The sequence below is a fragment of the Sodalinema sp. genome, assembly GCF_046483825.1.
GTDB lineage: Bacteria > Cyanobacteriota > Cyanobacteriia > Cyanobacteriales > Geitlerinemataceae > Sodalinema.
This window is the reverse complement of record NZ_JAWOCL010000021.1, coordinates 26,330-50,671: the sequence shown is the minus strand read 5'-3', so window position 1 is coordinate 50,671 and position 24,342 is coordinate 26,330. Positions and strand designations below refer to the sequence as shown.

Here is a 24,342-nt window from a genome sequence, read left to right as displayed (position 1 = left end):
TTTGTCGAGCTTTCAAACGATTTAATTTTCGAGGTTCGGAATGCGTCGTTTGGGGGGCGTTGTTTGCCCGTCCTCCCGAGCGCTTAACTAATCTAACAAGACTATCTGGGGCTGTCAACCCTTTTTTTCAAAGTTTTTTGAAAGTTTTTTGCTGCCTTGCTCCGAAACTCCCTCAGGGCAAGGCTTTCAGCCCGAAAACTTTTTTGATTTTTTCCTGATTTCTCCCCGTTGACCCCTGATCAACCGGATCTAGGGGAGAGATGGGGAGCTGGGAACTGACGAATCGGTTAGGGATAGATCGCCTCCCCAAAGAATCCCTAATGAAACCTCCTCGCCGAACGGTATGGTTGAACATGCTGTATTCAGAATGAGGGACGTCTCCTGTGACCCTATCTCCTGTCTTACCCCCTTGGGTGGTTTTAGATCCGTTGATCCAAAGTTGGCTGGCCGAAGATATCGGACGGGGCGATCGCACCAGTCAGACCTTACTCAACGGTCAATCTCGACAAGGAACCGCAGAATGGACGCTCAAAGCCCCCGGCGTGATTGCCGGTTTACCCGTAGCGCAACGTATCTTTGAGCAACTCGATCGCCAAATCCAAAGCGAACTTATATATAAAGAGGGAACCGCCTGCGAAACAGGGACCGTAGTGGCCCGCTTCCAGGGAAACCTCCAAAACCTACTCATGGGAGAACGAGTCGCCCTAAACCTCGTTATGCGTCTCAGTGGCATTGCCACAAGTACCCGTGAGTACGTCGACACCATCGCCGACCTCCCCACACAGCTCACAGATACTCGTAAAACCACACCCGGACTGAGACTACTCGAAAAATATGCCACCTGTGTCGGAGGTGCTATTAACCATCGTTTAGGACTTGACGACGCCATCATGATCAAAGACAACCACATTGCCGCAGCCGGTAGCCTAACCGCAGCCGTGACGCAGATTCGTCCTCAAATTCCCTATCCGCTGACCATTGAAGTCGAGACGGAAACCCAAGAACAAGTCCAAGAGGCCCTCCAAGCTGGAGTAGACATCATCATGTTGGACAACATGTCCCTCCCCGACCTAGACAATGCCGTGCAACTCATTCGCCGAGAGAACCCCAACATCAAAATTGAAGCCTCAGGCAACATCACCCTAGAGCGTCTGCGAGCCATCGCGGAAACCGGAGTGGACTATATTTCCACCAGCGCCCCCATCTCACGCGCTCCCTGGCTCGATATCAGCATGAAACTTAATGTCCCCTCGAAGAGCTAGGGGACATCACAGAACCTGAGAGAAAGGAGTCAAACCAGCAAACTGAGTCGTCAACGGGAAATGAAATGCACCCAGAACTCACCATCGGGGATACAGACACGACGAATCAAGTTATAGGAGTAATGAAGAAACGCACCGCTTAAATCCCGGCGGTAGCCCCATTCAAACCATTCTCCGTAGGGATCATGGACAATAAAACCGCGATCATCATAGCCAACAAGGACAATAATGTGACCGAACGAGGTGAAATAGCCATGAATAACCGCAGGATTCCCCCCTGCCAACCAATCCTGGACTTCCTCAATGGTGGCATTGGTGCGAAAGGTATCACGACAGCCATAATCCCGTACCACTCGCGCTAAATCGTAGGGACTATGACGACTCCAGCCACGATTAATCATGTATTCGTAGAGTTCATCCTCAAACTGCCCCACAGAACTACGGCGAGAAGCCCCCAAAAAATCTAAACACATGGCCAGAGAGGTCACATTACAAGACCCCATGGGATTATACCAATTGTCCAATTGGGACTTGTAAGGCACATCGAGACGGATGGTCGTCGGTTTATGTAGGGGAACCTGACGATCCTCTTCTTCCCAGATTTCCACATGCTCTCGGAAGGCATACCAGATTTTTGAGTCTTCCACCTTGCCCGTATCCCCCCGCTTGGGGAACGCCGTATCCCGTAAAGCAACACGTAAATGATTGCGCACCTCTTCATAGTCGACGAGGCGAAATTGTTCCCCCGCCGGAACTGAACGCTTTTCAGTATCAGCCAGGGCCGACGACTGTACGGGCCGAGATTTGAAGACTGTGTTTTGGAGAACTTTCAACTCCGGGGGGGGTTTAGGCAAATCCTCCCGTCGGGTTTGAATCATAAGCCGAGCTGTTGCAGCCCCAAGATAGCCCAGTTCCTCTACATCCATCAACTCTTGAAAGCGGTCAAAGGCAGCTGTACTCAATGGGCCAAAGAGTCCATCCGCCGGAGGCTCCAGTAATCCGAGATCAATCAGGCGTACCTGAATTTGACGAGTCAGTTCCTCATCAGCGGCAATATCCTGATAATCGTATTTGCGATCCGTACCGAGAAAGTCCTGTAGCTTCATCAAAAACTCCTTGTGGAAACCCCCACCTCGCACCGCAGGTGGGGGAGGAAACAAGCGTCAGCCAGCAGGGTTCAATACCCCACTGACGGACCATCTCTGCGGGCAACTAACTAAAATGCCCGTGGCGCGATAGAGTAACGTAACCTTGCCAGCACTAAACTGACCAATACGCTTCCAGGTCAACCCAGAAACCGAAACTTGCCGAGCGGTATCGCCACTGACATAGCCGACTGAGACACGACCGGCCATTTCAGCCCGCACCAGATCCCCTTTTCGGAATCCGTGGCGGGTCACTGTGCCCCCATATTTGCGGCGTACCCCCTTCTTTTTCGGAACCATCAGGTGCAGTTGCCGACGACTAATGGGTGGCCGTTTAATCACCACAAATGGGGCAGATGTGAGCTTAACCTGGCCAAATAAACAACAACCGTGACTCCGTTTTCCGTAGAAAGGGCGATACTGAATGAAGTATCCACAAGCTAAGGCAATCCCATCGACAGCATGGGTTTGGGGGACTGCCCTGGCTTTATCCTGAGATTTCGTTAATCCCAAAACAGAGCGAAGTTGAGCGGTGCCATTGCCATCACTCTGCCACCCATAGCGAGTATAAACCGGGGCAATCTGCTCCATTTGCTCAAGGGCGTAGGCTTGCCCCACCATCACAGGTGAGAAACCCTTACCGGATTTTGCCCCCTTTCGACCTGAGGTTAAGTCCACGTCGGCGCGGACTTTCTCGTAGCCAATAGCCGCAATGGGAAAGAGTCGAGATAACTCCTGAACCACCCGAAACTCTAGGTCTCGGTTGGCTCGAATGCTGGGGGCGACGTTCTTCTGTCTACGGTTGTTAAATCGTTTTTGGCGATGATTCCGTAATGGGAAGGGTAACTCTCGATTGATTCGCCGACTACGGCGAGAACGCCGAAGCATTCTGCGATTGTCCATCCGCTCCCGCACCTTGAGATAGGGGAGTTCTAGGTGGGACTGAAATAGGGTCGCTTTAGCCGATTGAACGGCAATCCCTGAATAGAGTTTGCCGGGATCGACACCAACCACAATGGGTTGAGTCTTACGACCTGATGGTTCGGCTTTTAAGCGCACGGCCTTAAGGCGGAGATTTGTTTTGACCCATGTTGCTCGGCCTTGCTCTACCCATCGCTGTGCGCGATGGCGCTTGGTGGGCATGGCGGGAGTCCCATCCGGGTTTTGGACAGGGATACGTTGCATGGAAGATAATTCCCAAACTACAGGTCTCTTAAGCCAGTACATACGGTGTGTCTGGGTTAACCCCACTCCCTGAGATTCCAGGGCCTTACAGATAATCCGGTGCGCGAGAAGCAACCGGACGTGTTGCCGTATGCACCTCAATGGCCGATTCGCAGCTACGACCAGGTTATCTCTGGTCACTCCTCCACCTCGGCAAATGCCAGGTGGGGGTCATTGATTGAACTGTTATGCCACTCCCCTAGTGAGATAGGTCGATCGTACCGCGATCGCAGCCCAAATTTGAGCCAGCCTCAGGAATCAATCGCAGTTTCCCCAATTAAACCAGTTGGCAAGAGCGCGCTCGATCTCCTATACTCTAAGGGGCGACTCAAACATCGGGATGTAGCGCAGCTTGGTAGCGCGCCTGCTTTGGGAGCAGGATGCCGCAGGTTCAAATCCTGTCATCCCGACTCAATCGCAACGGATACAAACGAGAAACACCCCCGAGACCATCTCAGGGGTGTTTCTGTTGGATCATCACGCCTGTGAGGCAATCAGGGGAGACGCTTAAATCTGGCGAGAGCCAAAACGGCCAACTCTAGAGAAACGTCCCCACAGAAACGGGATAGCTAAAATCACAAGTTTGACAATCCAGGGTGCAAAGTAAAGACTCAGAACAGCACAGAGTCCAGCCACACCCACCGCTGCAACCTTAATCATCTCCTCAGTCGTGTTGAGGCTGAGGAAAAAGGAGCCAACGGCAAACGCAAGGGCAACCAAGCAGGCAACCAACATCTGTAATACCTCAAATTTAGGAAATTCGTTAAGGATGCGGTGCGTTCCTTCGGTGCAAAAGCCCTACTTCCGTCTTCCCACGTGTATTGTTTAGACCGATAGGAAGATGAACGATTAAGTTGACTAATCTTTACACTCGCCTCAACTTATGTCAAGGATCATGTTCATGAATCTCTGATACAGAGAAATACTCAAACCTGAAACCCTAACTAAGAGCGGGCTTCAGGCATAATCAGCATCGCATCCCCAAAGGAGAAAAATCGATAATTTTCAGCGATCGCCTCCTCATAAAGCCCCAAGAGTCGTTGTCGTCCCAGTAAAGCCGAGACCATCATCATCAAACTGGACTTGGGAAGATGGAAGTTTGTAATTAAGCCATCCACCACCCGCCAACGATATCCCGGATAAATAAACAAATCGGTTTTGCCCGAAAACGGCGCGATCTCCCCTGATGGCTGTTGGCCAGCGGCGGATTCGAGCGATCGCACCGCCGTCGTTCCAACCGCAATTACCCGTCCTCCCCGAGATCGGGTCTGACGAATTGCTTCCACCGTTGTAGCTGGGACATCCAGCCACTCCTGGTGCATAACATGCCTACGAATATCTGACGTTTCCACGGGCCGAAACGTTCCCACCCCAACATGGAGAGTTACAAACGCCTGAGAGATCCCTTGCTCATGCAGCCGTTGCAACAGATCCGGCGTAAAATGCAATCCTGCCGTTGGGGCCGCCGCTGATCGAGCTTCGCGAGCGTAAACGGTCTGGTATTGACTGCTATCGGCTTGAGACTGCGTCACATACGGAGGGAAGGGAACTTCCCCATAGTCTTCTAAGGTCTCCAAAACCGTTTGTCCCGAGGGTGGAATTAGCTGCAACACTCGACCTCCCGTCGCCTCATCAGTGGTCAGAACCTTAGCTCGAAACGTTCCGAAATCCTCAGTAGGCGAACCGTTCGGGGCATCAAAACGGATCTCAGCCCCCGGTTTCAAACGCTTACCCGGTTTCACCAAAGCCAACCAACGATCCTCAGTCTGTTCTTCGAGCAGCAGCACCTCGACCTTGGCCCCACTTGATTTGTGACCATGAAGACGAGCGGGTAAGACCCGAGTATCATTTAAAACCAATAAATCTCCTGCTTTCAACCAATTCGGTAACTGCCAAAAGACTTGATGGCTGTGATCTTGTGGTGAATGGACAACCAGTAAACGGGAATGATCCCGAGGGGTGACTGGATTCTGAGCAATCCGTTCCTCGGGTAAATGATAATCATAAGAATCGAGTTGTAAATCATCCTCAGACGTGGGGATCATAGTTGAATTTAAACCAGGACATCATCAACAGTGAACAGGAGTATACGCAATGGGATCAAGGACTCTGAGGGTCAAATCAAGCGATCGCCTCCCTCAGCCATTTTCGCAATTGATTCGGGATTGGGGAACCTTCCCCATGCAACTATGGGGAGTTCACCCTAGGAGCTTGGGTCAGAGTCAGCGACCATAGAGATAGACCCCAATTCAAGGCACTCTCTATGGATTACCTCTACTATCTTGCCAACGCCAGCCTGACGTTACGGGTCGTTGAACATCTCAAACGACAAAATTTTCCCGTTCGCTTCATCACCGTCATTCACCAAATCGACGGATGGGTGCTACGAGTTAAGATGGACTCCCCATTGAGCCGTCAGGATCATGGTAATTTCCAAGCTTACCTCAAAGAAGTGGGAATTCCCTATCCCTCCAACATCCGAGTGCAGATGGCGATGTGGAGTTTAGAAACAGACCAGGCTCCTGTGGATGTTATGCGACGCTATCAAGTGGCTGTTGTCTGTCATGGCAACCCAGACACCGCAGAAATTGAAGCCTTCCGTCGTCAGTTTGTTCGGGGACTTGGTTATTGTCCCGAAACCTTAGCGTGAACGGGTATTGAGACAGCGATCGCAGCATTAGATCATCGCACCATTTGATCAGGTCAATCAGGGTCATCTTCAGCATTGGCAGACCAGAAATTCGCCACTTAGGCTTGGACTAAAATAAACAAAAAAACGTTTCACAGCAAGGGTTAAAGACGTTAATTTAGTCCTATCTGATGTGACGAATACAAAAGACTCAATCCAAAATACTGACAAGGTACTCTTGTAACGTCAGTTGAACGTGATTCACAATCACAGGCTGTCCGATCGCAATCATATCGGGCAGTTTTGTGTTGATAGGCTCCCTCAATCCCCGGTTAGGAAGAGACTGACAACGAACTAAAGCCAAATCAAAGCGACAGGGAAGCTCAGCATACTGGGGGAAGCGAGACAAAAACAAGGACGCCGCCTTCTGCAATCGCTGACACTTAGCCGCCGATAAAGCACCTCGTCCATCGTCATCCCAATTCCCACGACTGCGAGTTTTAACCTCCACAAACGCGAGAATTTTCGCCTGTTGAGCCGTCGCAGGAAACCCCGCCACAATATCCAACTCCCCCAAACGACATCGCCAACGTTGGTGTAACACACGCACCCGAGATCCCCGTAACCACTGAGCCACGAGATCCTCCCCTAGAGTTCCCAGAGTGTTCCTGCTAGGATGAGCCTTGGAGTGCCTGTCGTGAGACGGACTGTAACCTTTTGTCATGGGAGAGAACGATTGTGAACTACGAGGATGAACAGTATTGGTATCAGCATTGGTATCAGCCACTGGCGATCGCAGCCAAAGCCAGCCTCAACATCAGCCTGGCCATCATCTGCATCTTAACGTTCGCCGTAGCAGACCTAGCCTGGGACAATTCCCAAGCTCAAGCCGTGGCCTATGAAAAGCAAACCCTCTATGGATCTGACTTTTCTGGTCAAGATTTACGAGATTCCAACTTTACTTTAGCAACCATCCGTGCTAGCGATTTCAGCAAAACCAACTTACAAGGGGTGCAACTGTTCCGAACCAAATTCAAAAACGTCAACTTAGAGGGAGCCGATTTGAGCTTCGCCACCCTAGACTCGGCCTTGTTCTTAGAAAGCAACCTCAAAAATGCCATCCTTGAGAGTGCCTTCGCCTATAACTCAGAATTTCGTAACACCAATATCGAGGGAGCCGACTTTACCGATATCTTTCTCAGCGATGACACCGTGATCGAGTTATGTGAGATCGCTTCGGGAACCAACCCCGTCACGGGCAATAAAACTCGGGATACCCTCGGTTGCGACTATCTCTAGGAAACGATCTCTAGGAAATTGCCCAAACCCGCTCAGACTGGGCTATCTGTACTGAACTGAGCCGGGTAGATCGGCCGTCAATCCCCCGGTTGTGATCGGATCACGGCGATCGCGCATCACTAAAGAAGAGTTTAGAGGTTTCTGTGATCCGCGATCGCCCACATCAGCCAATCCACCCCAGCACGAGAAGCCAAATCACTCAGACGGCTATTTGGACAAGGTTTGAGTTTGATGGGGTAGCTCAATAACAAAACCAGCTCCGCCGTCAGCCGATGGTTGATAGAAAAGTCGCCCCCCATGTTTGTCAACCACAATCTGGTAACAGATGGACATCCCTAACCCCGTTCCCTTGCCGATCGGCTTGGTGGTAAAGAACGGATCAAAGACTTGCGATCGCAGATGTTCAGGAATCCCCAAGCCATTATCCTCAATTCTCACCCGAACCACCTCCCCATCTAACTCCGTAGAAATACGAATTTGGCTCGGCTGAGCGTACACCTCCTCAACGGTACGCTGGCGATCGCGCTCTTCGAGAGCGTCAAGAGCATTCACCACAATATTCATAAACACCTGGTTTATCGAACCCGCATGACATAACACCTGGGGTAAGGCTCCATAATTTCGGATGATCTTGACTTCAGGGCGATCAGACTTAGCCTTGAGGCGATTCCCCAAAATCGTCAACGTACTCTCAATCCCCTCATGTAAATCCACCGGTTTCACCTCCGACTCATCCAGGCGGCTGAAATTCCGTAGACTAGAGACAATTTCCCGGATACGTTCAGCCCCAACCCGCATCGAACCGAGAATTTTGACAATATCCCCGGCGATAAAATCCAATTCAATCTCATCCCGTCGTTGAGCCACCTCCGGATCATCGAGAGGGCAATTCTGCTCATACAGTTGGATAAACCCCAATAAATCCCCAATATACTCATCAGCATGAACCAAATTGCCATAGATGAAATTGACAGGATTATTGATTTCATGGGCCACCCCAGCCACCAACTGTCCCAAACCTGACATTTTTTCCGTTTGCACTAACTGGGCCTGAGTCTCCTTGAGGGTGTTCAGGGCCTGCAACAGTTCTTCGGTACGCTCCTTAACTCGCTGTTCGAGAGTTTCAGTCAGTTCCTCCAGAGCCTTTTGGGCCAGTTGCCGATCTTGAATTTCCTGGGCCAGTTGTTGATTTTGTTCAGCCAACTCTTCCTCAGCCAGTTCTCGGCTTTCTTCACTCAGCACATACCACCAGGAGGCGATCCCTAAAATCACCAGTAGGGGAGCGTAAAGTGCTACAAACACCGTCAATAGGCCTTCATCGAGTTGCGGCGATCGCGGTGGTAACTCTTTCAAGCCTAGATAGGCGACGACAACAAATAAGAGTCCCGTAATACTGGCAACGAGGGTAAAGGCCCCTAGGAACCGTAATACCTTTCGATCGAGGTGAGGGGCAATTTTGCTATGAAAAGTCTTTTGCAACGGCTGCAACAGAGGAAACTCTCCCCACTCGATGGCCGGTTTGCAGCGATCATGACAGCGAGAATCTAAGCTACAACACAGCGAACAGATTGGCCCGTCATACACCGGACAATGGGCCATATCTTGCGGTTCATAGGCGTTGTCACAGAGACAGCAATCGATCAAATCTCGATTATCTAAGGTACGAACCGCCCCAGTCAGCCTGTCATCGAGGCTGGCGATCAGGCTGGTGGCTTCAATTTGGCTTTGATAGGGATTGACACGGGCAATGTAGAATCGTCCTTGCGTGAGTTTGGCCAGCAGCGGTGAGAGAACGACAGCCAAACCGAGGGCAATAAAGGGGGAATAGGCTTGAGCGTAATCCCCCCAGGTTCCCACAAAAGCGACGATCGCCACCAAAGAAGCAATAATCGTTGCTCCAAACCCCACCGGATTGATGTTATAGAGATGAGCCCGCTTAAACTCAATATAGGAGGGACTCCAGCCCAGGGGTTTGTTAATGACCAAGTCGGCCACTAAGGCCCCAACCCAGGCGATCGCCACATTCGAATACAGTCCCAACACCGCTTCTAACGTTTCAAACACTCCCAACTCCATCAACAGCAGCGAGATGGCCACGTTGAAAATTAGCCAAACCACTCGTCCTGGATGATTATGGGTTAAACGGGAAAAGAAATTCGACCAGGCTAAAGACCCCGCATAAGCATTCGTGACGTTAATCTTGATTTGAGAGACCACCACAAACAGCGTCACCACCGCCAACACCGTTTCAGGGCGGCTAAAGACATCCTCAAACCCGGCTAAATACATATATACAGGTTCTTTGGCCTGAGTCATCGAAATCCCATGTTCCAGGGCTAAGAAGGCCAGAAACGCCCCTCCAATCTGTTTGGCCCAACCTAATACAACCCAACCGGGACCAGCGGCCATGGCGGCTAACCACCAACGGTAACGATTCTGGGGGGTGCGATCGGGTAAAAATCGTAGATAATCCACTTGTTCACCCAATTGAGCGATCAGGGAAAACGAAACCGTCGCCGCTGTCCCGAATAATAGTGGATTGAAACCCGACTCACTGGCTGCCTTTCCCCCAAACTCAATCCAACGAGCGAAAACATCAGGTTCCCGGTGCAAAACAAACAGATAGGGGGTCACCATCAGAATCAACCAAAGGGGTTGCGTCCAAAGTTGCAGTTTATTAATAAAGGTCACCCCATAAAACACCATCGGGATGATAATCAATGAACAGAGTAAATACCCCCAGGGCAACGGTAAATTTACGTAGAGATTAAGGGCCTGGGCCATAATGGCCGCTTCCAAGGCGAAAAAGATAAAGGTAAATGAGGCATAAATCAGAGATGTAATCGTTGAACCGATATAGCCAAACCCAGCGCCCCGAGTGAGTAAGTCCATATCGATGTTGTATTTTGCCGCGTAATACGAGATGGGAATCCCGGCCAGAAAAATAATTGAGCTGACTAGACTAATTGCCCAAAATGTGTTAAAAAACCCGTAGTTAATGACCAGAGATCCACCGATCGCCTCAAGAGCCAGAAAGGAGATCCCCCCTAACGCTGTATTGGCCACCAACAACTCAGACCATTTACGGAAGGATTTTGGTGTATAGCGCAGAGAATAGTCTTCAAAGGTTTCATTGGCAACCCACGTGTTATATTCTCGCCGTTCTTTTAAGATTTTGGGCGTACTAGCCATGGTTTATCGCGTGTTTTTGACAGACTAAACTAGGAAACAAAAACTTGACGGCTGATGCGCCGGCTCAGACAAGCTGACGTTGGCTGACGTTTATCAAGACTGGACATCGATAACTGTTGTCTTAGTCACATTCTTGGATGCTTGATGGTATGAAATCAGACTGGAATAACCGAATCTAATTTTAGAGGATAGCTCCCTGAATCAGCAAGCAAATTAAGTTTCATGAATTTTAGGGGAAGTTTAGGGGCAAACCAGAGTCACAAATGTAAATAAAAATTCATAGATTTTGCGACATGATTGAAGCAGGGTTTAGAATGAGATTATTTATTTTATAACTTATATGTTTTAGTTGAGGTGTTGTAACCGTTGAAGTTAACCGTTGAAGTTGACTGTTGAAGTCAAAAAAATCTCATGAAAGCTATTTCGATTCTAGGAACCTCATCCAATGCCGGTAAAAGCTGGTTAACAACAGCATTAGGTGCATGGTTGTATCGCCAAGGGGTTCGCGTTGCCCCTTTTAAATCGCAAAATATGTCCAATAACTCCTATGTCACCTTAGATGGTGGAGAAATTGGTCGAGCGCAAGCGGCCCAAGCCTTAGCCTGCGGGTTACAGCCCCAAGTGGAAATGAACCCAATTCTGCTTAAACCCTCAGGGAACAGCACCTCACAATTAGTCGTTTTAGGACAGGCCAAAGAGCATATCCCCGCCAAACTCTATTATCGTCATATTGAAGCTCTTTGGCAGGTCGTTACTGATACCCTAGAAGGCTGGAAATCTCGCTGTGATGTTCTACTTCTCGAAGGGGCCGGAAGTCCCGTTGAACTGAATCTCATGCACCGAGATATCGTGAATTTACGTCCAGTTGCCCATCTACAAGGACGTTGGTTATTAGTGGGGGACATTGAACGGGGAGGGATTTTTGCTCAAGCGGTGGGAACGTATCAGTTAATTCCTGAGAATCTCAAAGAAGCGGGATTGGGATTGGTGGTCAACAAATTTCGTGGTGATTTGAGCCTGTTTGCTGAGGCTGCAAGCCACTTTCAACAGCATTTACCTCATTTTCCCTATTTGGGGACGTTACCCTATCAGGACGCCCTACAACCTGAAAGTGAAGATAGTTTGTGTGAGGAGGCGGAGGAATCCAACAGCGGCGAGGGAGCGATCCTGGCCTGGATTCGCTTCCCCTATTTGTCCAATTCCCAAGATTGTCAGCCCTGGCGGCTTGATCATGGGGTACAGGTGAAATGGGTGCGATCGCCGCAGCAGTTAGACGCGGCCCGCGTCATCGTCTTACCCGGAAGTAAAAATACCCTACGAGATTTGGCCTGGTTACGGGAAACCGGCTTAGCGGCGGCCATCACCCAGGCCCGCGATCGCGGTGTTCCCATCATCGGCATCTGTGGCGGCTATCAGATGTTGGGGGATTGGCTGATTGATCCGACAGGATCAGCTGGGGATGCGGGCCAAGTTCCCGGCTTAGGCTTGCTTCCCCTCGTGACGGAGTTTGCTCCCTCGAAATCCGTGCGTCAAGTGGCGGCCCAATGGGAAGATGAGATCTGGCAAGCCTATGAAATCCATATGGGGCAAACCTCACTCTCTCCCCGGGGGGTTGATGACTCCACCTATGGGCCTCTGTTGTTGGCGGATGGCGTGGCTGAAGGCCAACGGGGCGATCGCACCCTGGGAACCTATCTTCATGGCTTATTTGAGTCCTCAGCCGTCCGTCGTTACCTGATGCACTTGGCCCGAGTCGAGGGGTATCAACCCGCCGCCGAGAGTTGGCTGGCAGTCCAACGGCGACTGTACGATGACATGGCACAATTGATCGAAGACTATTTGGATTTAACGCCAATCCGTCGTTATTTAGAACTTTGATTCGTTCAATTTGCTTCTTTAAGGGGTTCGATGACCAGCAATTCTCCAATGGATTCACTGACGCAGAAGGAACAAGAGCGGCTACGGAAGATTAAGGCCGCTAAAGATAAGTCCCATGAGGCTCGACAGGGCCAGGAAAAAGGCCTCTATGTTCTATTTACAGGACTGGGTAAGGGCAAAACCAGTAGTGCCATGAATTTGGTCTATCGTCATTTGGCTCACGATCGCCCCTGTGCGGTGGTTCAGTTTGTCAAAAACTCCCAGGCCTATCCCGATGGCGATCGCCTCCTGCTGACAAAACTCTCGCAACAGGGGTTTCCTGTCAACATTCATACTCTCGGAGGCGGCTTCACCTGGGAAACTCAGAACCCTGAACAGGATCGCCAGATGGCCGCAGCGGCTTGGCAGCAAGCGGTGGATTATATTCAAGATCCTGAGATTTCCTTGGTGGTTCTCGATGAACTGCATATCGCCCTCAAAAATAAGCAGTTAGAGGTTGAACCGATTTTGGCGGCGATTCAGGCTCGTCCCCCCCTCTCTCATGTGGTGACGACGGGCCGTTATGCGCCCGAGGTGTTGATTGAGGCGGCGGATTTGGTGACGGAGATGACTCGCGTGAAACATCCCATTTCTCAGGGAGTTCCGGCCCAACTGGGGATTGAGTTTTAAGGCGAATAACGGGAGAGGGCGATCGCGGCATTTTGCCCGCCGAAGCCAAAACTTAGACAGAGACTGTGATTGCACTCTTGCTCGCGAGTTTGGCTGATTAAATCTAAGTCAAACTCCGACTCTCGCAGGCCCACACAAGGGGGAAGACGGCTGTCTGTCATCGCCAAGAGGCAAAAGGCCACGCCTAAGGCGCCTGAGGCCCCGATGGTATGGCCCGTTGCACCTTTGGTGGAACTGACGGGAACCCCTTGGGGAAATAGCCATTGAATCAAGGCCGCTTCGCGACTGTCGTTGAGCTGGGTACTGGTTCCGTGAGCGTGAATATAGTCGATGTCTTGGCTGGTGAGTTGACTGCGATCGAGACAGTGTTTCACCGCTGCGATCGCCCCCAAACTCTCGGGCTGCGGGGCGCTAACATGATAGCCATCGGCGGTGAGGCCAAAATCGAGAACTTCGCCGTAGATCCGGGCCTGTCGCTGTTGGGCTAAATCGGCTCGTTCGAGGAGAAATAGGGCCGCACCTTCGGCCAGGGCCAGTCCTTCTCGTTGGCGATCGAAGGGATAACAGCCGTGTTTGGCTAAAGCGCCCATGCGGTCAAAACTGGCTAAGGTTAGGGGAGTGATGGGAGTTTCGACGGCCCCGGCCAGGACGCGATCGCAGGTTCGCTCCCGGATTAACTGCACCCCACGGGCGATCGCCGCGATTCCGGTAGCACAGGCGGCCATCGGCGACAAAACGGGGCCGTGACTGCCACAAAGGGCGGCGGCTAGGGTTCCGGGGTTATAGGGAAGAGCCGCATACCAGGCTTGGGGGTTTGGAAAATTGCTTTGTTTGGCCCATTGAGTCGCGAGTTGTTCTAATTGCCCCTGTTGAGCGCGACTGGAACTGACGACAATGCCGCAATCGGCCAGGGGGGGAGTCAGTCCCCCATCTTCTAAGGTCATGAGTACAGCTTGCTGAGTCAGTTCGCTCAACTCCATCGGCTGAGAACCCAGCATCCCGAGAGGTTTGCTGGGTAAGGTGGGGAAGGGTTGTTGCTGTCGCAGCCCTGATTCTCCATTGAGGAGTTTACGCCAACTTGTGGGCAACGTTCCTAAGCTGCTGCGTCCCCCCATGCCGGTGATGACAACTGGGATTTGCGATCGCCTCACCTGGACTTGTTCAACCACTACTCGACGAGATTCTCGGCGCCTTCGCTGACTCGGGCCGATTCGATGCGATCGCCTTGTTGAATCCCATCAACGACCTCCATTCCTTCGCTGACATAGCCAAAGACGGCATAATTCCCGTCCAGGAAGCTGAGATCATCGAGGGTGATGTAAAACTGGGCTGAGGCGGAGTTGGGGGCTTGCGATCGCGCCATCGCCACGGCCCCTCGACGATGTTGTAATAGGGGCGCGTCTCGGACTCCAGCCTGGGCTAAGGTTTGACCATAAACGGGATCGTCTGCCCCTTGGGGTTTGATTTCCAAGGGGATATAGCGAGCTTCCCCCGTCTCAGCATTGACATAATTCCCCGTTCCCAGTCGCGAGGCGGGGACATCGGGATCGGTACTGAGGGGATCTCCCCCTTGAACCACAAAAGGATCTGGCTCTCGCACGACGCGGTGAAAGCGGGTTCCGTCATAGACCCCTTTCTGAACTAAGTCTACAAAGTTACCGGCGGTGACGGGGGCATCCTCGCCGTTGACTTCAATGGTGATGGGGGAACCATTGGCGACCATCACCACGGTCGCCATCCCTTCTAAGCGAGGCGTGATCTCTGCTGCGGCTTGGACTTCGGAGGTCGCGGTTGGAGTTGACGCGGGATCGGTTTGAGTGAGATCGCTCGATTGAGTGCAACTGGCCAATACCGTAATACTGAGAACAATTAACACCGTCAGGCGCAGTCGCCACCAACGGTCCTGGGATTGGGTCAAAGGTTGCATGAGTCTGTGACCAATAAATTGGACTGAGCTAACTAATCTTATAAGCCTTCGAGGGGAACGGCGAGGAAACGTGCTAACTCAGCGGCGCGATTTTCGACTTCGGCTAAGGACAGGGGTTGGCCAACTCGGGTTAGGGGGATATCCCGCATTCCTTTTACCCGCAGGTATAAGGATCGTTTGGGGTTCACGCCATCTTTGATGTCAACGCGAATGGATTTGATGTCGTTGACGTCGCAGGTAATTTCAATGCGGCGGTTTTTGCCGGGAAATCCCCAGCGAAATACGGTTACGGTTCCCTCGTTGAGGTTGAACTCGTTGTAACCACCGCCAACATCCCAGAGAATCACGAGCCAGAGATAGGTTGACAGTAAGATAGCGGCGGTTCCGTACAACCCCATGACGAGGCCTTGAGGTACGAAAATCAGTTCGGTGGGATTGGCGAAGGGGAGAAGGTTCACTTGGGTATAGCTCGAAATCCCCGAGAGCAAGAAGCCAACGCCACCGACGAGAACAACAGTCGCCCAAAAGTAGTTACTGAAGCGTCGAGAGCCTAAGACGGGCTGTTTTAAGGTGCGATCGCTCGTGCTAATAGTCTGTGCGGTCATAGTAAATTCTACCTAATTTCTAAAAAAAATTGTCTGAGCCTTGACAAAAAATATGAAGTGTGATATGGGCGCTTCAATCACATACAGGACTGAAAAATTCTTAATGTATTTTAACCCCTTCAGTCCCTGCTTTGAGCGGGAATTTCCGCGACTTTCTCAGAAACTTGGGTAGCATTCTGGAGAACTTGGTGGCATAGTATATACTTATGTTAACTTAATTAAAACCTTGCACAATTTTTCAAAGCAAGGAGGCTTGACGATATTATGACCATTGCTGTAAGCCGTGGACCAGAAAGAAGCTGGTTCGACGTACTTGACGACTGGCTCAAACGCGATCGCTTCGTGTTTGTCGGCTGGTCTGGCATTCTTCTGTTCCCCTGTGCCTACCTCGCCGTTGGCGGCTGGCTCACCGGAACCACCTTTGTTACATCCTGGTATACCCACGGTCTGGCATCTTCGTACCTCGAAGGCTGCAACTTCCTGACCGTTGCCGTGTCCACCCCTCCCGACAGCTTGGGTCACTCCCTGCTGTTCCTGTGGGGACCCGAAGCTCAGTGGAACTTCGCCCGCTGGTGTCAACTCGGCGGACTTTGGACCTTTACCGCCCTCCACGGCGCCTTTGGACTGATTGGCTTTATGCTGCGTCAGTTTGAAATTGCTCGTCTGGTGGGATTGCGTCCCTATAATGCGATCGCCTTCAGCGGTCCCATCGCCGTATTTGTCAGCGTGTTCCTGCTCTATCCCTTGGGACAATCGAGCTGGTTCTTCGCTCCTAGCTTCGGTGTCGCGGCAATCTTCCGTTTCATTCTCTTTTTCCAAGGGTTCCACAACTGGACCCTTAACCCCTTCCACATGATGGGGGTTGCCGGTATCCTTGGCGGGGCGCTTCTCTGTGCCATTCACGGTGCTACCGTGGAAAACACCCTCTTCCAAGACGGTGAAGGTGCCAACACCTTCCGCGCCTTTGAACCCACCCAAGCCGAAGAAACCTACTCCATGGTGACGGCTAACCGGTTCTGGTCTCAGATTTTCGGGATTGCCTTCTCCAACAAACGCTGGTTGCACTTCTTCATGCTCTTCGTTCCCGTAACGGGACTGTGGATGAGTGCCATCGGTGTGGTCGGACTCGGCTTAAACCTGCGGGCCTATGACTTCACCAGCCAAGAAATTCGCGCGGCTGAAGACCCCGAGTTTGAAACCTTCTACACCAAGAACATTCTCTTGAATGAAGGGATTCGCGCTTGGATGGCCCCGACAGACCAACCTCACCAAAACTTTGAGTTCCCCGAGGAAGTTCTACCTCGCGGTAACGCACTCTAAGTTTGGCGATCTAAGTTGGGTTATACCGTTAAGCCATCATTTCCCGGGGTCAATGGATTTGACCCTTTCCCCCCACAAGGAGACTTGCGGGGGGCTTTTTTTGCATCTAGGATCTCAGCCACTCCAGAGAACTCCATGAATCAACAAGATCACTTAACAAGATGACTCAACACAATCACTCAAGCCGTCTGCGATCCGTGTTCATCGTCAATTATTTCCAAGATCAATTTGCAATTGTCCCCCATCTTGAAAAACCTGTGTTATCCTAACAACAGTGAGAACCTTGTGTTCTCAAGTTGTTTCGCGATTTGGAGGTGATGTCCATGCAAGATAGTAGTAGTTGCAAGGGTCTCCAAATTGGACTTTGCCGGCTGTGTGCCGGGGCTGTTCTCTAAGCAATCGCTTGCCCTTTGGGCGCTGTATTGTGCTTTGGAAGACAAACGAACTTAGAGTTCCTTCCGGCAGTCAGGTTCCAATTTGAAGATCCGCTAGACCGCTCTTACTTTTTTGTGCGTTTTTCGTACTCACGAGTGAGAGCGGATAGTTGTTTCAGGGGAAATCCTTAATCGCCTCAATGTTAATCTCATACCATTTTTCGATATTGTAGGGGCAAAAAATGTTTCGCCCCGATGAGATGAACAGACCCCTAGCCTCAGGTTTGATTACTCAAAGACAAAATCTTCAGGGCCGATCGCATCAAAAGGCGTACTTTGCAAGACAGCTAAGGTGATATCCGTGTTAGCAATGCGAATGAGACTATTGCCTCCACTGGGTTGAACAATAATATCCGAAGCAGTAAAGCCACCTTGAACCACAAGCTTATCACCCTGTTGGGAACTGAAGTTCAGAATTAGATCCACGGAACCATCATCGGGAACTTCTAAGACAAAAGAGTCGGCGCCACTACCACTAAAGAGGACATCATTCCCTAAATCTCCTTTGAGGCGGTTGTTACCGGCACTACCATAGATGGTGTCATTGCCCTGTCCGCCATAGACGGTGTCATCGCCACGGCTACCATCGAGGAGATCATCCCCCTGATTCCCAAAGATGATGTCATTGCCATCACCCCCTTGGATGAGGTCATTTCCACTCCCTCCAACCAACACATCATTGCCAAAATTACCGGTAATGATATCGGCATCAATGCCACCAACCACGGTGTCATTACCAGAACCACCGTCAATGCGGTTAACCCCTGACTCGCCGAAGATCAAATTATCAGCGGAACTGCCTTTAATTAGGTCATTGCCGCGATCGCCATGAATGGTGTCATTCCCCGGACCCGATTCAATATAATCGTCACCCGCACCACCAAAAATAACGTTATTGCCCCCAGTGGGACTGATAAAGTCGTTCCCTTGGTTGCCAAAGAGAGTATCATTACCCGTTCCCCCAAAAATGTTGTCATTGCCCTCCAAACCAGCTAAGGCATTATTGACACCATCTCGGGCAATGAGAGTATTGGCGTTGGCATTACCGATGAGAACAAAGTCTTCACTATCGGCGGGAACTTCTTGGCGATCGGCGGTGGGATTGGGGTTGCGATCGGGGACGGGGGGAATACGCAGGGTACTTCCCAAGTTCCCGAGCGGATTCTCCTCGGGCGCTGGGTTTTGTTCTTCGGGAGTTCGCACATCTGGAGATACTAAAACTTCGACCGTTGCTGTCGAGCGATTGCCATCAATATCCTCAATGGTGTAATCGAAATAGTCAAAGCCTTCAAATCCGGGTTCGGCCACATAGACAAGTTGATCGCCATCCCGAGTAATTGACCCCTCATTGAGGCCTTCTGTTTCAAAGGCAACAATGGAAACATTACTAAAAACCTCATCATTATCAAGAACCGGAATCCGCAAAACTTGATCGGGGCGAGTGCGGGAGGCGTCATCTTGGGCCTGGGGTGGGTTGATAATAACAGTCGCGCTATCGGTAGCCCCGAGACTGTCTTCGATGGTGTATTGGAAGCGGTTGGGGCCGTTATACCCGTCGGGAGCGGTGTAGAGAATTTCCCCGGTACTGAGGATACTGAGGCGGCCACCCCGTCGGGGTAGTTCATCGGTACTTTTAACGCTAATGGTATCCCCAAACGGTTCGTCGGGGTCGCTATCATTTTCGAGGACGGCAATACGAATCGGTTGTGCCGCAGATTGGCTAAAGGCGGTTTCGTTAGAAGCGCTCGGCGGTGTATTTACTGTAATTGTGACGGTAGCGCTGTCACTTCCCCCTAGGTTGGCTGCAACATAGTTAAAGGTATCCTCACCAATAAAGTCACTAGGGGCACGATACACCAGAGAATCCCCATCCTGGCTAATGCTACCTCCATTCTCGGTACTCGCATCAAAGTCAAGAATGGTAATTGGCCCACCTTCGATGTTGTTATCATTCGCTAGTACGGGGATGCTGACAGATTCTCCTCGCCCGACTTTAATTTCTTTATCTTCATCAGGATCGTTGTTGGCGACAACCGGTGTGTTTTCACCCCGAATTTGCACGGTAACGGTTCCTGAATCAGTGAGTCCATCGGGATCGGTAACCGTATATTGAAAGGTGTCAGTAATCGTTTGACCGTCAGGAATTTGTTGAATTTCATCAACTTCGGTGGGATCATAGGTATAGGTCCCCTCGGCATCAATTTCAACCTTAGCCCCCCGAGAACTGGTCTCTGACCCACTGAAATCTAGGTCGTCATCATCATGGTCAATATCGGTCGCATTCTGCCGTAACGACTTACTATTCGTTGTGTCGTTAACTACAAAGGTTTCAGTTTTGAGGAGGGGTGGATCACCAATACCTATGGAGAAATTTGAGGCAACTGGTGCATCATTAACGCCAATAACCTCAACTTCAACAACCCATTCGGTCAATGTCCCGTCAACAAATTCATAACTGAATTCATCAATTTCTGATTCATTCTCGGCAAGCTTACGAAAAATATCGGGGTCAGCCCCATTTACATCCCTAGGGTTATATGTGAATGTTTGTCCGTCGGGATCTAGTGTGAGCCTAGCCCCTAAATCGCTTCTCGTTGGTAATGGTAGAACAAGGGATTGGGACTCAAGATCGCCAGTTAAGATTGAATTGGCCTCAGTTTGTACTTGTAAATCCGGAAATACTTCTGAGTACGATCGCCGCACCGACTCATCGATGACAACCCCAGGAACCGGACCGATGCCTTGCGCGACATCCAAATCCCAAGTTCCACCTAAATCAGCATGACCAACCACCCGAGTCGACGCAGAAATCGTCGCCCCTGTCAAATGATGTAATCTCTCAAGAAACTCCGCCCCGGCATCCCCAGCCGCCACCTGACAGCCGTAGAGGGCGATCGCCCAGTCCCCTTTCCCCTGGCCCCATCCCTGTAAAATCGAGGGAGTTTCCCTCAGTGTCTGCAAATTCAGATAACCGTTTCCCAGCCTCAGAGAACCGGGACAACCATGAGCGATGATATGTAATTCTGCTAACCCCGGCCGGGCCGCGATCGCCTCCGAGACTCGCTCCAAACCATCATCATCACTCCGTAAAACCAGCACCTCCACCCCAGACACCGCCCCAGCCGCCAGAGATTGCACCGAGTCAACCCCAGCATCGAGAACCACGAGGCGAGAGGGAGAAACAGACGAAGAGGAATAACGCATAACAGTTCTTAACCCGCAAGGAGTGAATCGACAACGGAGTCTTGAATCAAGTCAAGGAGCGATCGCATCAGCAATCAAGACCGGGCAACCTATCCCATCCTAGCCTGTCCCTTCCCCGAGCGATCGCCCCAACCGCTCAATCCCTTCGATCAATGGTTCAACCGTCGAGGGACATCAAAAGGTGTAGTCCGAGTTGACTCAACCCTTAACCTAGCCTCAGTTTGGACGGATCAACTCGGGGAATTGTTCCACTCCTTTCGTTACAAATTGTGACAAACATCCGGGAGCGGCCTAAACGGTTCAACACCAGAGCCTGTCATCCCCTAACCCTCCTAACCCTCCGAAGCCCCTGGGAACGCCCCGATGGGTGAGACCCCCAACAGCGGTAGAATAAGAGTAGCCCTGAAAATCCAGTTTTGGGAACTAACCCATTGCCAGGAGAGAGCTACAATGGTGGAGCGGTGATGGACGCCGCCGCCGAACTATTTGCCCTGAACAAGCCTCATGGAAGAAAACTTGGCAAAGTTGTACTGCCCCAATCCCACCTGTCAGGCTGTCAATGACGAACGCCATGAGTTTTGCCAAGTTTGTCGAACCCCGCTTCCCAAACGGTACCTTTGGGCGACAGTGCTGCGCGATCCCGACGATAGCCAACTGAGTCGAGACTGGGATGATCTTGATCTCGGTGAAGTCTGGTGCGATCGCTATTGGCACAAAGGCGATCGCGTCGTCCTCGATACCCGTCCCGGTAACTTTCCCGACCTCCCCGAAGTCGTCCCACCCCAACTCGAAGCCTATTTGCGCCTGTTTCCCTACCGCTGGCACGTCCCCCAACTCTACGGACGGGCCGGCGCCCCCTCCCAACTCAAAGGGCGTTCCATTTGGCTCCTCGACGAAGCCCCCATCCGTTGCGGCCCATCAGGAGTGTGGCTCCTGCAACCGAGCCTAAAAGAAAAATGGCCCGACGCCTCCCCCCTGCGTCAACTCAACTGGCTCTGGCAAATCGCTCGCCTCTGGCAACCCTGCTGTCAAGAAAACGTCGCCTCAAGCCTGCTCGACTACGATCGCCTACGAGTCGAAGGGAGCATGGTTCGCCTTTCTCACCTCGCCGCAGACGTTGATCCCCAAACCCTCAAACGTCTCGGTCACCGTTGGAGTGGCCTAATTGAGCGCACCGCACCCCCAGTACAAGCATTTCTCCAACAATTGTGCGATCGCCTCATCCAAGGAACCATCCAAAACGAGACCCAACTCATCACCGCCCTCGAACGAGCCATCCAACAGATCGGCGATCGCTACCACTACCACAATCGAGTCGCCGCCCGCACCGATCGCGGTCCCAGTCGCGCCCGTAACGAAGACGCCTGCTATCCCGTCAGCGGCCAACGGGGAGTCGCCGAACAATACCCCCTAACCCTCGTCTGTGACGGCGTAGGCGGCCATGAAGGGGGAGATATCGCCTCCAACCTCGCCATCCACATCGTTGAACAACACCTGCGCCCCTTTCGCGATCGCCATCACCGCCCCGACCGCGATCGCCTCCTCAACGGCATTCAAGAAGCCATCCTCAAAGCCAACGATGCCATCAGCGATCGCAACAACCAAGAACAACGCCACGGCCGACAACGCATGGGAACCACCCTCGTCATGGCCTTCGCCCAAAAACAAGACCTCTACATCTCCCACATCGGCGACAGCCGTGCCTACCTCATCACCCGCCATAACTGCTATCCCGTCACCATCGACGATGACGTCGCCAGTCGAGAAGTCCGCCTCGGCTATGCCTTCTATCAAGAAGCCTTACAACGACCCGCCGCCGGTTCCCTCATCCAAGCCCTAGGCATGGGGTCCTCCCACAACCTCCACCCCACCACCACCCACTTTGTCATCGACGAAGACTGCATCTGTCTCCTCTGTTCCGACGGACTCAGCGACTATGATCGCGTCGAGCGGATTTGGCAACGGGAAATTCAACCCCTCCTCAACAACGGCGTCAACCTGCACCAAGCCGTCAGCAAACTCGTTGACATCGCCAACAATCAAAACGGTCATGACAACGTGACCATCTCCCTACTACATCTGAGCGTCGAAAAAAAGTCCCCAACCCTTCCCTCCTCCCAAGATTTGCTTAATTGTCTGCAAAAGCTACCTCGTTCCCTGCCCCCAGATCGCGATGAAACCATCGGCTTTCTTGGGGATGAAGACGAATCCGACCGTTCAGACCCGACCTCCGCCGACCTCGACACCACCGAACTACGGGTCGCCCCAACCCGTCGCTCCTACTGGCTGCCCATCACCCTGATCATTATCATCCTGGCGGGCCTGCTTGCCGGTCTCGCCTACGCCTTCAACCAGCGTAACCGTCCCGAGGAACCCGAGCCACCCGCGCGGCAACCCCTATCCCAAGACTCATCCCAAGACCTCCCCGAAGACGAAGGCATCGCCGCCCAACTGCAAGACCCCACCCCCATTGGCGTTGGTGACATCTTGCGTCTGGACAATCCCATCGACCTCTACAGTAACCCCGCCACCACAGCCCCACCCCGTAGCTTCCCCACCGAAAATCAGGTCTTTATCGTCGAAACCATACGTCGTGCTGATGCCGACTCCCCTCAATGGGTGCGACTGACTCCTTGTACCCTGTTACCATTTCCCGTCGGGGGCTGGGTAACGCTTGAGGATCTCAACGCCGCAGAATTTTCCCCGGTCGAAGAACCCCCCCCTAACTGCGATCGCCCCGAGTAACCTCCAACTGGCTCACCATCGCCGCCATCCCCCAAAACAGCGCTTCCTCATCCAACACCACCTTAGGGGCTATCTGAGGGGCGATCGCCTGCAACCCCGCCGCCAGCGTCGCGCCATCTCCTCCCGTCAACACGATCGCACTCTCGGGAAACCGTTGTTGCCACTGTTCAATAAACTGCTCAACCCCAGCCAACAGCGTATAGAGAATACCACTGCGAATCGCCTCACCCGTCTCTAACGCCCAACGAGGGGGCAGTTCTCCCCCCGTCATATCAATCTCATCGCTTAAAGCGGTTCCCTGCACCAAAGCTCGGGATTGTAAGCCTAACCCCGGCAAAATTGCCCCTCCGACTAGGGATTTCTCTCCATCAATGCCGGTCAACGTCAAAGCCGTTCCCCCATCAATCAACAACAGCGGAACCCCCCAGCGTTGCCCCGCTCCCAACGCCGCCAACCCCCGATCCAGCCCGAAGCCCCGATAAACTCCCCCCAGAGGCAACGACACCGTCCCCAAATTGTAAATTGGGGTCTTGGGGGGTAAATACGCTTGTAGCCGTTGCCACTGTTCGGGAACTACGCTGGCCACAACCCGGGGAACCTCCGGACTTAAGCCAGACCACCAGGGCAGTTTTGCCAACGAGACCGGCGTTTCCGAAGCCTGTAAATGACGACTATGACCCCTAGCCGCGATCGCCCCCGACTCAAACTGTGCCCAATGAGTACGAGAGTTTCCCTGGGCTATTGCCAACCAAGACTGGGACTCAAAACCTAACTGTGCCATAGTCCTTGCTCGATCTCACCATTACCAA

Annotated in this window: 19 protein-coding genes, 1 tRNA gene and 1 riboswitch; of the genes, 9 read left to right on the top strand and 11 right to left on the bottom strand. The window is 52.0% G+C overall.

From position 1 onward, the window contains the following. A partial coding sequence (locus tag R6U67_RS01540) for a hypothetical protein (RefSeq protein ID WP_410250908.1) occupies positions 1–218 on the top strand: 218 nt, incomplete at its 5' end. A 165-nt stretch (positions 219–383) separates the two neighbouring features. Next, complete coding sequence (gene nadC / locus R6U67_RS01535; RefSeq protein ID WP_410250906.1) at positions 384–1,262, top strand: carboxylating nicotinate-nucleotide diphosphorylase; 879 nt, start codon at positions 384–386, stop codon at positions 1,260–1,262. 50 nt (positions 1,263–1,312) lie between these two features. Here nadC and R6U67_RS01530 read toward each other — a convergent pair whose 3' ends face one another. Beyond that, positions 1,313–2,368, bottom strand: a complete 1,056-nt coding sequence (locus R6U67_RS01530; RefSeq protein ID WP_410250905.1) for a C39 family peptidase — start codon at positions 2,366–2,368, stop codon at positions 1,313–1,315. Positions 2,369–2,425: 57 nt separating this feature from the next. Continuing rightward, a complete protein-coding gene (locus tag R6U67_RS01525) occupies positions 2,426–3,592 on the bottom strand; it encodes an RRXRR domain-containing protein (protein ID WP_087712259.1) in 1,167 nt (388 codons plus the stop codon). A gap of 375 nt (positions 3,593–3,967) precedes the next feature. On the opposite strand from R6U67_RS01525, the gene R6U67_RS01520 reads away from it, so the two are divergent. Next, positions 3,968–4,041, top strand: a tRNA-Pro gene (locus R6U67_RS01520). A gap of 97 nt (positions 4,042–4,138) precedes the next feature. Here the strand turns inward: R6U67_RS01520 and R6U67_RS01515 are convergent. Both R6U67_RS01515 and queA read right to left on the bottom strand, forming a co-directional pair. After that, entirely contained in the window at positions 4,139–4,366 is a 228-nt protein-coding gene (locus R6U67_RS01515) for a hypothetical protein (protein WP_410250904.1), read from the bottom strand. Between the two features lie 38 nt (positions 4,367–4,404). Next, positions 4,405–4,481, bottom strand: a riboswitch (Glutamine riboswitch). A gap of 94 nt (positions 4,482–4,575) precedes the next feature. After that, positions 4,576–5,676, bottom strand: a complete 1,101-nt coding sequence (gene queA, locus R6U67_RS01510) for a tRNA preQ1(34) S-adenosylmethionine ribosyltransferase-isomerase QueA (protein WP_410250903.1) — start codon at positions 5,674–5,676, stop codon at positions 4,576–4,578. Positions 5,677–5,894: 218 nt separating this feature from the next. On the opposite strand from queA, the gene R6U67_RS01505 reads away from it, so the two are divergent. Next, positions 5,895–6,281 (top strand): hypothetical protein, encoded by a 387-nt coding sequence (locus R6U67_RS01505; RefSeq protein WP_068790547.1) that lies wholly within the window; start codon positions 5,895–5,897, stop codon positions 6,279–6,281. A gap of 190 nt (positions 6,282–6,471) precedes the next feature. On the opposite strand, the gene R6U67_RS01500 is transcribed toward R6U67_RS01505, so the two are convergent. Beyond that, positions 6,472–6,921, bottom strand: a complete 450-nt coding sequence (locus R6U67_RS01500) for a YraN family protein (RefSeq protein WP_410250909.1) — start codon at positions 6,919–6,921, stop codon at positions 6,472–6,474. Positions 6,922–6,998: 77 nt separating this feature from the next. On the opposite strand from R6U67_RS01500, the gene R6U67_RS01495 reads away from it, so the two are divergent. Next, positions 6,999–7,559: a pentapeptide repeat-containing protein gene (locus R6U67_RS01495; RefSeq protein ID WP_410250902.1), complete on the top strand. Its 561-nt coding sequence runs from the start codon at positions 6,999–7,001 to the stop codon at positions 7,557–7,559. A 207-nt stretch (positions 7,560–7,766) separates the two neighbouring features. Here R6U67_RS01495 and R6U67_RS01490 read toward each other — a convergent pair whose 3' ends face one another. Then, positions 7,767–10,751, bottom strand: a complete 2,985-nt coding sequence (locus tag R6U67_RS01490) for an ATP-binding protein (protein ID WP_410250901.1) — start codon at positions 10,749–10,751, stop codon at positions 7,767–7,769. Positions 10,752–11,162: 411 nt separating this feature from the next. On the opposite strand from R6U67_RS01490, the gene R6U67_RS01485 reads away from it, so the two are divergent. Together R6U67_RS01485 and R6U67_RS01480 are read left to right on the top strand one after the other, a co-directional pair. Then, positions 11,163–12,629, top strand: coding sequence for a cobyric acid synthase (locus R6U67_RS01485; RefSeq protein WP_410250900.1), 1,467 nt, complete (start codon positions 11,163–11,165; stop codon positions 12,627–12,629). Positions 12,630–12,677: 48 nt separating this feature from the next. After that, positions 12,678–13,298, top strand: coding sequence for a cob(I)yrinic acid a,c-diamide adenosyltransferase (locus R6U67_RS01480; protein WP_410250899.1), 621 nt, complete (start codon positions 12,678–12,680; stop codon positions 13,296–13,298). Here the strand turns inward: R6U67_RS01480 and R6U67_RS01475 are convergent. Genes R6U67_RS01475 through R6U67_RS01465 form a run of 3 tightly spaced genes read right to left on the bottom strand, consistent with a single transcriptional unit; the run spans position 13,295 to position 15,830 of the window. Then, positions 13,295–14,467 carry a beta-ketoacyl-ACP synthase gene (locus tag R6U67_RS01475; RefSeq protein ID WP_410250897.1) on the bottom strand — a complete coding sequence of 391 codons (1,173 nt, stop codon included), beginning with the start codon at positions 14,465–14,467 and terminating at the stop codon, positions 13,295–13,297. The two genes, R6U67_RS01480 and R6U67_RS01475, sit on opposite strands and share 4 nt — an antisense overlap. Next, positions 14,467–15,225, bottom strand: coding sequence for a peptidylprolyl isomerase (locus R6U67_RS01470; RefSeq protein ID WP_410250895.1), 759 nt, complete (start codon positions 15,223–15,225; stop codon positions 14,467–14,469). The genes R6U67_RS01475 and R6U67_RS01470 overlap by 1 nt, the downstream gene beginning before the upstream one ends. Before the next feature lie 38 nt (positions 15,226–15,263). Next, positions 15,264–15,830 (bottom strand): photosystem I assembly protein Ycf4, encoded by a 567-nt coding sequence (locus R6U67_RS01465; protein WP_410250894.1) that lies wholly within the window; start codon positions 15,828–15,830, stop codon positions 15,264–15,266. Positions 15,831–16,094: 264 nt separating this feature from the next. On the opposite strand from R6U67_RS01465, the gene psbD reads away from it, so the two are divergent. After that, the gene (gene psbD / locus R6U67_RS01460) at positions 16,095–17,150 is read left to right on the top strand and encodes a photosystem II D2 protein (photosystem q(a) protein) (protein ID WP_410250893.1); all 1,056 of its coding nucleotides are present in this window, start codon (positions 16,095–16,097) and stop codon (positions 17,148–17,150) included. 662 nt (positions 17,151–17,812) lie between these two features. Here psbD and R6U67_RS01455 read toward each other — a convergent pair. Continuing rightward, the gene (locus R6U67_RS01455; RefSeq protein ID WP_410250892.1) at positions 17,813–20,788 is read right to left on the bottom strand and encodes an Ig-like domain-containing protein; all 2,976 of its coding nucleotides are present in this window, start codon (positions 20,786–20,788) and stop codon (positions 17,813–17,815) included. Between the two features lie 504 nt (positions 20,789–21,292). Here R6U67_RS01455 and R6U67_RS01450 point away from each other — a divergent pair. Beyond that, complete coding sequence (locus tag R6U67_RS01450; protein ID WP_410250891.1) at positions 21,293–23,533, top strand: PP2C family protein-serine/threonine phosphatase; 2,241 nt, start codon at positions 21,293–21,295, stop codon at positions 23,531–23,533. Here the strand turns inward: R6U67_RS01450 and R6U67_RS01445 are convergent. After that, entirely contained in the window at positions 23,511–24,314 is an 804-nt protein-coding gene (locus tag R6U67_RS01445) for a type III pantothenate kinase (RefSeq protein ID WP_410250890.1), read from the bottom strand. The genes R6U67_RS01450 and R6U67_RS01445 overlap by 23 nt on opposite strands. Between the last annotated feature and the right edge of the window lie 28 nt (positions 24,315–24,342).

What these genes read in the sequence shown, in the direction of transcription:
- R6U67_RS01485 (WP_410250900.1), top strand. Translation starts at nt 11,163, where the DNA reads ATGAAAGCTATTTCGATTCTAGGAACCTCATCCAATGCCGGTAAAAGC.
- R6U67_RS01455 (WP_410250892.1), bottom strand. Translation starts at nt 20,788, where the DNA reads ATGCGTTATTCCTCTTCGTCTGTTTCTCCCTCTCGCCTCGTGGTTCTC.
- R6U67_RS01445 (WP_410250890.1), bottom strand. Translation starts at nt 24,314, where the DNA reads ATGGCACAGTTAGGTTTTGAGTCCCAGTCTTGGTTGGCAATAGCCCAG.
- R6U67_RS01530 (WP_410250905.1), bottom strand. Translation starts at nt 2,368, where the DNA reads ATGAAGCTACAGGACTTTCTCGGTACGGATCGCAAATACGATTATCAG.
- queA (WP_410250903.1), bottom strand. Translation starts at nt 5,676, where the DNA reads ATGATCCCCACGTCTGAGGATGATTTACAACTCGATTCTTATGATTAT.
- R6U67_RS01490 (WP_410250901.1), bottom strand. Translation starts at nt 10,751, where the DNA reads ATGGCTAGTACGCCCAAAATCTTAAAAGAACGGCGAGAATATAACACG.
- R6U67_RS01515 (WP_410250904.1), bottom strand. Translation starts at nt 4,366, where the DNA reads ATGTTGGTTGCCTGCTTGGTTGCCCTTGCGTTTGCCGTTGGCTCCTTT.
- R6U67_RS01480 (WP_410250899.1), top strand. Translation starts at nt 12,678, where the DNA reads ATGGATTCACTGACGCAGAAGGAACAAGAGCGGCTACGGAAGATTAAG.
- R6U67_RS01465 (WP_410250894.1), bottom strand. Translation starts at nt 15,830, where the DNA reads ATGACCGCACAGACTATTAGCACGAGCGATCGCACCTTAAAACAGCCC.
- psbD (WP_410250893.1), top strand. Translation starts at nt 16,095, where the DNA reads ATGACCATTGCTGTAAGCCGTGGACCAGAAAGAAGCTGGTTCGACGTA.
- R6U67_RS01470 (WP_410250895.1), bottom strand. Translation starts at nt 15,225, where the DNA reads ATGCAACCTTTGACCCAATCCCAGGACCGTTGGTGGCGACTGCGCCTG.
- R6U67_RS01450 (WP_410250891.1), top strand. Translation starts at nt 21,293, where the DNA reads ATGGAAGAAAACTTGGCAAAGTTGTACTGCCCCAATCCCACCTGTCAG.
- R6U67_RS01525 (WP_087712259.1), bottom strand. Translation starts at nt 3,592, where the DNA reads ATGCAACGTATCCCTGTCCAAAACCCGGATGGGACTCCCGCCATGCCC.
- R6U67_RS01505 (WP_068790547.1), top strand. Translation starts at nt 5,895, where the DNA reads ATGGATTACCTCTACTATCTTGCCAACGCCAGCCTGACGTTACGGGTC.